2 protein-coding genes are annotated in these 1,449 nt (G+C 72.1%); both read left to right on the forward strand.

Annotated features, from left to right (window positions below):
* A partial coding sequence (locus AC2W7J_RS18110; RefSeq protein WP_485984157.1) for an FHA domain-containing protein occupies window positions 1-338 on the forward strand: 338 nt, incomplete at its 5' end.
* A 7-nt stretch (window positions 339-345) separates the two neighbouring features.
* A partial coding sequence (locus AC2W7J_RS18115; protein ID WP_485984159.1) for a serine/threonine-protein kinase occupies window positions 346-1,449 on the forward strand: 1,104 nt, incomplete at its 3' end.

The raw sequence follows: 1,449 nt of genomic DNA on the forward strand, positions 1-1,449 counted from the left end.
TCGGCCAGCTGCGGCTCTCGACCGGTGACGTCGTCACCCTCGACCGGGGCGTGCTCATCGGTCGTGCGCGCGCGCGGCCGCCGAGGCCAGCGGGCACGTGCCCGCACCTCGTGCGCATCTCCAGCCCCGACAACGAGATCTCCCGCAACCACGTCGAGATCGTCCTCGACGGCTGGCACGTCCTCGTGCGCGACCTCGGCTCGACCAACGGCACCACGGTCGCGCTGCCCGGGTCCTCGCCGGTGCGCGTGCGCCCCGGTGACCAGCAGACGATCGAGCCGGGGACGACGATCACGCTCGCCGACCAGGTGTCGATGGTCTTCGAGGTCACGGGATGATGCCTGAGTGAGCAGCGCCCTCCCACCGGACCTGCCCGGGCTCGACTACGTCCAGCCGCTGGGGTCGGGCGGCTATGCCGACGTCTTCCTCTACGAGCAGCAGATGCCGCGGATGAAGGTCGCGGTCAAGGTCCTCAAGACCGAGGGCCTGACCCAGGCCATCAAGCAGCAGTTCATCGACGAGGCCAACACCATGGCCCAGCTCGCCGACCACCCCTACATCGTCCAGGTCTTCCGCTCCGACACGAGCGACGACGGGCGGCCGTACCTCATCATGAAGTACTACCCGCCGCCCAACCTGGCGCAGCGGGCCCGGGCGGCACGGTTCTCCGTCGAGGAGGTGCTGCGCACCGGCATCCAGCTCTCGAGCGCCGTCGAGACCGCCCACCGGGCCGGCGTCATCCACCGCGACATCAAGCCGGCCAACGTCCTCGTCAGCCAGTACGGCTCGCCGGGACTGACGGACTTCGGCATCGCCGGGCGTGGTGGTGCCCTCGAGGAGCTCGACGACGACATCGGCGTCTCCATCCCGTGGGCCCCGCCGGAGGTGCTCTTCGGCCAGAGCAACGGCGACGCCCGCGCGGACGTCTACTCCCTCGCCGCCACCCTGTGGCAGCTGCTCGTGGGGCGCTCTCCCTTCGAGGTGCCGGGCGGTGACAACTCCGCCTATGCGCTCATGCCGCGCATCCGCTCCAACCCGCCGCCGACGACCGGCCGTGCCGACGTGCCCCAGTCGCTCGAGCGGCTGCTCGCCCAGGCGATGAGCAAGAACCCGCTCGCGCGGCCCGCGAGCGCCATCGAGTTCGCCCGCAGCCTGCAGGCCATCGAGCAGGACGAGCGCTTCTCGCGCACGGCGATCGTCGTCCTCGACGAGCTCGGCCACAGCGCCGACTCGGGCCCGACACCCGGGGACTCCCCGGACCGCACGCAGCTGCGGGCCAACTCCGGCTCCGAGCCGCGACCGGTCCCCGGCATGCCACCCCCGCCGCTCGGTCAGCCGGTCATCGGCGGTCAGCTGAGCGGTGGCCGCTCCATCGGCGCGACCGGCGCGGTCCCGATCGCGCAGGGCGTCTCCCGTCGCACCGACGGACCGCCCCCGCCGGTGACCTCC

It is taken from the genome of Janibacter sp. CFPM2_SD2 (assembly GCF_057364645.1).